The organism is Variovorax sp. Root434, from assembly GCF_001426595.1.
Lineage (GTDB): Bacteria > Pseudomonadota > Gammaproteobacteria > Burkholderiales > Burkholderiaceae_C > Variovorax.
Window position 1 is genome coordinate 63732 of the sequence record NZ_LMEK01000011.1, and the last position, 6490, is coordinate 70221.

Annotated in this window: 6 protein-coding genes and 2 pseudogenes; 6 read left to right on the plus strand and 2 right to left on the minus strand. The window is 60.1% G+C overall.

Annotated features, from left to right (window positions below):
* Positions 1-12: 12 nt before the first annotated feature.
* Positions 13-468, plus strand: a pseudogene (locus tag ASD05_RS10550) (ATP-binding protein); the annotation flags it as partial.
* 25 nt (positions 469-493) lie between these two features.
* Here ASD05_RS10550 and ASD05_RS10555 read toward each other — a convergent pair.
* Both ASD05_RS10555 and ASD05_RS10560 read right to left on the minus strand, forming a co-directional pair.
* Entirely contained in the window at positions 494-1522 is a 1029-nt protein-coding gene (locus tag ASD05_RS10555) for an MBL fold metallo-hydrolase (RefSeq protein ID WP_082572028.1), read from the minus strand.
* A gap of 23 nt (positions 1523-1545) precedes the next feature.
* Positions 1546-2520 carry a TrmB family transcriptional regulator gene (locus ASD05_RS10560; RefSeq protein WP_056591515.1) on the minus strand — a complete coding sequence of 325 codons (975 nt, stop codon included), beginning with the start codon at positions 2518-2520 and terminating at the stop codon, positions 1546-1548.
* A gap of 186 nt (positions 2521-2706) precedes the next feature.
* On the opposite strand from ASD05_RS10560, the gene ASD05_RS10565 reads away from it, so the two are divergent.
* The 5 genes and pseudogenes from ASD05_RS10565 to ASD05_RS10585 all read left to right on the plus strand — a co-directional run.
* Positions 2707-3432, plus strand: coding sequence for an RraA family protein (locus tag ASD05_RS10565; RefSeq protein ID WP_056591547.1), 726 nt, complete (start codon positions 2707-2709; stop codon positions 3430-3432).
* 10 nt (positions 3433-3442) lie between these two features.
* Positions 3443-4444 (plus strand): D-2-hydroxyacid dehydrogenase family protein, encoded by a 1002-nt coding sequence (locus ASD05_RS10570; protein WP_056591517.1) that lies wholly within the window; start codon positions 3443-3445, stop codon positions 4442-4444.
* Entirely contained in the window at positions 4441-5412 is a 972-nt protein-coding gene (locus tag ASD05_RS10575; protein ID WP_082572029.1) for a Bug family tripartite tricarboxylate transporter substrate binding protein, read from the plus strand. The genes ASD05_RS10570 and ASD05_RS10575 overlap by 4 nt, the downstream gene beginning before the upstream one ends.
* 24 nt (positions 5413-5436) lie before the next feature.
* A complete protein-coding gene (locus tag ASD05_RS10580) occupies positions 5437-6225 on the plus strand; it encodes an SDR family NAD(P)-dependent oxidoreductase (RefSeq protein WP_056591523.1) in 789 nt (262 codons plus the stop codon).
* 79 nt (positions 6226-6304) lie between these two features.
* Positions 6305-6490, plus strand: a pseudogene (locus ASD05_RS10585) (NAD(P)(+) transhydrogenase (Re/Si-specific) subunit alpha); the annotation flags it as partial.

Sequence of the window (6490 nt, forward strand, 5' to 3'; positions counted from 1 at the left end):
GCGTGAGACTCCATCGATGTACAGGCCCAACTGAAGGCGCTGCGGCTCAACGGCAGCGCCACGGCCTGAGCCGACCTGAAGGAGCAAGGCGGCGATACGATCCTGGCCGCATCATGCTAGCTGGTGGAGCACCTGCTGCAGGCCGAAGATGCTGACCGGGCCATGCGCTCCATTGCCCACCGATGAAGTCGGCGCGCTTCCCCATGCACCGCGACCTGGCCGGGTTCGACTTCGCCGTCTCGCAGATCGACCGAGCATTGATCCAGAAACTGGTGGACCTGTCGTTCGCGCAGGATGCGCAGAACGTGGTGTTGGTCGGTGGCCTAGGCACTGGCAAGACCCATCTGGCCACGGCGCTGGGGATTGCCGGGCTCACCCGGCACGCCAAGCGAGTTGCTGTTCTACTCCACGGTCGATCTGGTCAATGCCCTGGAGCATGAGAAGAACCAAGGACTTGCCGGACGCATCATCCATGGAGCTATCGCCACGCCGGTTACGCCGAGTGCGACTGGCCTTGCGAATACGGGATCGGATCGTAGGCATAGGAACCCGCTCCAACCCGCCGGATATATCCGAGACCTGGAAATGAAATGTGTGCGCCACCGATCAGCAGGCGCTTATTCGAAGCATCCTCGAACAGGGTTTGATGGACCTGCCTGGCTTCCTGGGCTTCGACGTCGTAGCCAATGGTGATGGATGGATCGCCAAACTGGACCGCTGCGACATGGACTACATCTCCCCAAAGCAGGAGTTTCTCGCCCTTGCTCTCGACCAGGAATGTCGTGTGCCCCGGTGTATGCCCGTACGCTGCCCTGGCACGAACGCCCGGGATGAGATCGGTGTCACCATCGAAGGTCACCAATTTCCCGGCACGCTGATATGGAGCGATGGAGGCAACCGCGCTCTGGAAAAAACGCTTCGCTGCCTCGGGAGCGGCTCGAATGTTGTCCTCGCTCAACCAGTATCCAACGTCGCGCTTGTCGGCTCGGACGATGGCGTTCGGAAACGTCAGCTTCCCGTTCGTCAGCAGGCCCCCCACGTGATCTGCATGCAGATGAGTCAAGTAGACCTCGTCGATCTGCCCGGGTCGGTAGCCGGAAGCCAGGATGTTGCCGACGAGCTGGCCCACATTGGGACCCAGCAGGGATCCAGCGCCAGCATCGATCAGAACGAGCTTCGGACCCGTATTGACGAGATAGGAGTTGTGCGACGTCTCGACCATTTCACTGAGGTTCGCCGTGCTGAGAGCCTGGGCGATGTGCTCGAGGTCTCCTTGCAAGAGCTTCTTCGCCGGCAACATGTTGGTCCCATCGCTCAGCGCAGTGATCTCGAAGTCGCCGAGCATGAAACGATGGAATGCCGGCGCCCGACTCTTCGCCATCGGCGCCCCGGCAAGAAGAACCGTTGGATAGTATGCGCACAGACAGCCGGCTGCCAGGACCAATCGGCGGGCCGAATGGGGAGGGGCATCCAGCTCACGCTGGCCCTTGGACAAGATCTGACTGAACAGGCGATCGAACATGCTTGTTTCCGTGGGAAGTTGAATCAAGAAGCCTGGCTTTTGGCCTTCTTGCGGATGCGTGTTGACGGTTCGGCTTTGGAGGTGGAAGGAAGCAATGCCTCGGTCTCGCTTCCCCTCATGGAGGACAGCATGTTGCTCCCCATGTCAGAGGGGCGGTACTTGGAGCGCAGCTTGCCGAAGTGCTCATCGAATAGATCATCGAGCGTGGGGCCAATGCTGGCGTACATCTCCGCAAGATAGATCTCGTGCAGGATCATGGTTTCCACGACATAGACGATGGAGGGGTTTCGTCCGTAGGAGGCGTGCAAATCATCTGTGAAGGACGCGATCATGAAAGAACTTCCATCCGCGGTGACCGTGAGCACCACCTTGCTCGCGCCACGGTTGGCACCGCGTCCTTCATGCAAGAAAACCGTCAGGTTCTTGTGGCGTCCCAGCGGAGCGATGTCATCGCCGAACACGATCAAGGTGACCTTGACATTGCGCTGCGCGGCGGCGATGAGTGCATCCCTGTAGCCCATCAGAATGTCAAGAGGGCCTTTGAGCCAAATGCGATCGGTGCTGGATTCGATCATCTCGTGCAGCTTTGCAGAGACCGGTTTTTTCCCTCGATAAGCCCAAACGTAAATCGCTTCCTGCGCCGGGGCGCGCTCCTTCAGCATCCGTGATGCCTGGTCGCACAAATCCGAGGTTTGATTCGCTCGCTGGCGAAAGTACTCGTCCGTGTTGACGGCGGCGTAGCGCGTCGGTTCGCGCGTGACCTCCTGAATCGCACCTTTTGCTGCCAACGAGGCGAGCACGCCATATGCGTTGGCCCTAGGCAAGCCCGAGCGCTGGGCTACTTCATATGCGGTCACAGGATCCGGGGAGTCCGTGAGTGCGATGTATGCCCGCGCTTCGTGATCCGTGAAGCCGAGCCTCTGGAGGACCGGCTTCAACTCGTCCGTCGGCGTCGTGCTGGTGTTCGAGGGGGAGGGCGAAGGCGAGGTCGATTTCATGCGGGGAGTGGGGGGTGGGCACCTTGGAAAGCCAGTCTAAACGCTTGCAGAAAAAAATAGTAGTTGCATCTGCCACTACTAGTGCCTAGACTTTCGATGGTAGCAACTGCTGCTACTATATTTTGCCCGGTGCAGATGGCCGTCCTCCGGCTGGCGCTTTGGGCTTCGCAACCTTGGAGACAGAGCGTGAGCGAACGAAAACTGACAGGAAAAATTGCACCGGAGCGCATCCGGATGCTCGAGGTCCCGAGGCCGATGAAAGGGCTGATCGAGGGCTTCAAGGCGCTTGGCGATGCAAGCAGCATCGTCTCGGACATCATGGATGAACTGGGCATCACGGGCGTGCTCCCAGCTTCCCGCTATGTGCCCACGATCCGGGGTGCGCGGCTTGTGGGGCCGGCCTTGACCGTTCGCAACATTCCGCTGCGCCAGCATCCCTACGAGGCAGCCCGGGCGAAGGTCAACCGGATGGCCGAATTCGAAGCGCACAACCTTGCGCTTCCCGGGGACGTGGTCGTTATCGAAGGGGTTGCAGGCGTCTCGAACATGGGGGGAATCTCTGCGCAAACGGGAAAGCGGCAAGGCGAGGCGGGGGCCATCGTAAGTGGTGGTATTCGAGATGTCGCTCACTCGACGCGTGTGGACTATCCCGTCTGGGCGACCGAGATCACGCCCGTCACTGGCAAATGGCGCATCGAGACCGTGGAGATCAACGGGGACATCCAGATCGACGGAACCAGGGTGTCGCCAGGCGACATCGTTCTTGCCGACGAAACGGGGGTGTGTTTCGTTCCCATTGAGCGTGCCGAGGAGATCCTGCAGTTGGCGGTCAGGAAGCATGCGGCTGAAGAGCGAAAGTGCAAGCTCATCGACGACGGGGTTGGCATAGCCGATCTTCCGTCCAACGCGTGAGAGGTGTGCGATGAAAATTGCTGTTCTCGACGACTATGCGAATGCCGTGCGTTCACTTGACGCCTTTCAGCTGATCGCAGATCACGATGTGAAGGTGATCACGCGCCATATCGCCGACCCCGATGCACTGGTGGCTGAAATCGGGGATGCGGAAGTTTTGGTCCCGTTGCGTGAGCGTACGCCGATCAACGAGGCGCTGATCTCGCGGCTGCCTCATCTAAAGCTTGTCAGCCAGAACGGGCATATTCCGCATGTCGATCTGGGGGCCTGCTCGCGGCACGGGGTGCTGGTCTCCTCGAGCCTGACAAGCAAGCCCTCCTATGCTGCAGCGGAGTTGACATGGGGCTTGATCATTGCCGCATTGCGCAGGATTCCGCAGGAAGTGCAGGCGCTCAAGCAGGGCCGGTGGCAATCGACGCTGGGAACGGGCCTTCGTGGCCGCACGCTGGGGATCTATGGATTCGGTCGCATCGGCAAGGTGTTGGCCCGGTACGCTCAGGCTTTCGAGATGGATGTCCTGGTCTGGGGGCGTCAAGGCAGCCTTGCCGCGGCGAAGGAGGCCGGATGGAAAGCGGCGGCGAGCCGGGAAGAGTTTTTTCGCGAGGCCGATGTGGTCGTTCTGACGGTGCGGCTCAATGACGAGACTCGAGCTATCGTCAAACTCGACGATCTGAGGCTGATGAAGCAATCGGCATTGCTGGTAAATACAAGTCGAGCCGAACTGATCGAGCCAGGCGCATTGGCGACAGCGCTTCGCGAAGGGTGCCCCGGCCTGGCTGCCGTGGATGTCTTCGAAAACGAGCCTCTCGTTGACGCGGGCTGCGATCTGCTGTCCCAGCCGAACGCCGTTTGTACGCCGCATCTGGGCTATGTCGAGCGCGACAACCATGAGGTGGCCTACGGCAATTCGTTCCGGCAGATCCTGGAGTACATCAAGGGCACGCCCATCGCGGTGCACAACCCGGAAGTGCTGCGCAATGCCATGTCCGACGCAGGGGAGGGCAAGGTATGAACAGCGTCAAACGGCGATGCCTCGTTAGTGCGCTGCTCGCGGCATGCACATTGGTCGTGGCGCCGGCCTATGCGGAATATCCGACGAAGCCGATAAAGATCGTCGTGCCCTTTCCGCCGGGGGGCAGCCCGGACCTGGTTGCCCGCGTCCTGTCGCAAAAACTGCAGGAAATCTGGAAGCAACCGATCCTCGTCGAGAACACCGCGGGAGCGGGGGGCGCGATCGGTGCACAGTACGTGGCCCGCGCGCCTGCAGATGGCTACACGTGGCTGATGGCTCCGAACAGCGTGCTGGTATTTGCGCCGCTGCTGCAGCGGCAACCCTATGACCCCGTGAAGAGCTTCACGCCCGTGGGGCTGGCTGTATCGGTTCAGAACCTGCTGGTCGTGAACCCATCTTTGCCGATCAAGTCCGTGCAGGAGTTGCTGGACTATTCGAAAGCGAATCCGGGCAAGTTGTCATATGCCTCTGGAGGCATGGGATCTCCGCAAAATCTCTCAGCCGAGCTTCTCAAGAAGACGGCGGGGGTGGACCTGGTTCATGTTCCGTACAGGGGAGCCCAGGCTGCGCTGCTGGATGTCATGAGTGGGTTGACGCCGGTCTTCATCAGTCAATCGAATTCCCTGCTTCCGTACGTGGAGAACGGGAAGCTCCGCCTCCTTGGCGGTACAGGATTGGCCCGCTACCCGTCGCTGCCGAATGTTCCCGCGCTGAGCGAGACCTTGCCGGGATTTTCAGTCGATATCTGGACCGGCGTCATGATGCCCGCAAACACGCCGAATGACATTGTCCAGCAGGCGAACGCAGCGATCACGAAAGTACTGTCGATGCCCGATGTCCAGGCGGTACTTGCCAAGCAGGGAATCGAAGTTCATACCAGCACTCCTGATCAGATGGCCAGCGTGATCAAAACTGATCTGACCCGCTGGGGAAAGATCGTGAAAGACGCGAATATCAAAGCGGAATAAGACAATCAATTCAACCTAAAAATCATGGAACTACATCTCAAAGACAAAGTGGTCCTCGTCACCGGCGGAAGCAAAGGCATAGGTCTCGCCTGCGCCAGGGCGTTCGGCCTCGAGGGTTCACGGGTCGCCATCGTTTCGCGGGATCAATCCAATCTGGATGAAGCAGTCCGTCTGTTGGCGAAAGACTCGATTTACGTGGTGGCTGTGTCGGCAGATCTTTCGAATCCCGACAGCGCGCACGAGGCGGTGCAGGAGATCGAGAGGCGCCTGGGCCCGATCGACGTGCTCGTCAACTCTGCTGGAGCCGCCAAGCGAGTCGTTCCTGCCGAACTCAACTCGAATGCGTGGCATGCAGCCATGAATGCCAAATACTTTCCCTACGTCCATGCAATGGACGCAGTCATTCCCTCAATGGTGGTGCGCAAGTCGGGCGCGATCGTGAACATCATCGGCACCGGTGGACGAGTGGCAAGTGCGATGCACCTTCCAGGCGGTGCTGCAAATGCCGCGCTGATGCTGGTGTCGGCGGGCCTCGCCAACGCATGGGGAAAGCAAGGTGTGCGGGTCAATGCGATCAATCCCGGAGCTACCTATACGGATCGAGTGACGATGTCGCTGGCGACGGAATCGCGCTTGACCGGCAAGGCCCCGGAGGAGCTATTGAAAGCGAACGAAGCGCGAATTCCGCTCGGGCGCTATGCGCGGCCGGAAGAAGTGGCGAATACGGCCGTCTTTCTCGCATCGGATGCAGCCAGCTACGTCACGGGTGCACTCGTGACGATGGACGGCGCTTTGACACCCTTGGTGTCATAGGTCGTCGCCCCTTCGATCCCACTGCGGTCTCTGCCGGCCTGAGCTTCGTCGGGCCACAACTTCTGATTCGCGAATGAAAATGACAATAGGCGTGCCTGCCGAGACACTGGCTGGCGAAACCCGCGTGGCTGTTACACCCGAAACGGTGAAGAAACTGGTGGCCTCAGGGCACACCGTACGGGTGCAGTCGGGGGCTGGCGTTGCCGCCAGCGTCACCGATGCCGCCTACCAGGCCGCCGGTGCCGAGATCACCAACATGAACGCC

Excerpts from the sequence above, each read along its gene's own strand:
- ASD05_RS10570 (WP_056591517.1), top strand. The coding sequence starts at position 3,443 with ATGAAAATTGCTGTTCTCGACGACTATGCGAATGCCGTGCGTTCACTT.
- ASD05_RS10575 (WP_082572029.1), top strand. The coding sequence starts at position 4,441 with ATGAACAGCGTCAAACGGCGATGCCTCGTTAGTGCGCTGCTCGCGGCA.
- ASD05_RS10580 (WP_056591523.1), top strand. The coding sequence starts at position 5,437 with ATGGAACTACATCTCAAAGACAAAGTGGTCCTCGTCACCGGCGGAAGC.
- ASD05_RS10560 (WP_056591515.1), bottom strand. The coding sequence starts at position 2,520 with ATGAAATCGACCTCGCCTTCGCCCTCCCCCTCGAACACCAGCACGACG.
- ASD05_RS10555 (WP_082572028.1), bottom strand. The coding sequence starts at position 1,522 with ATGTTCGATCGCCTGTTCAGTCAGATCTTGTCCAAGGGCCAGCGTGAG.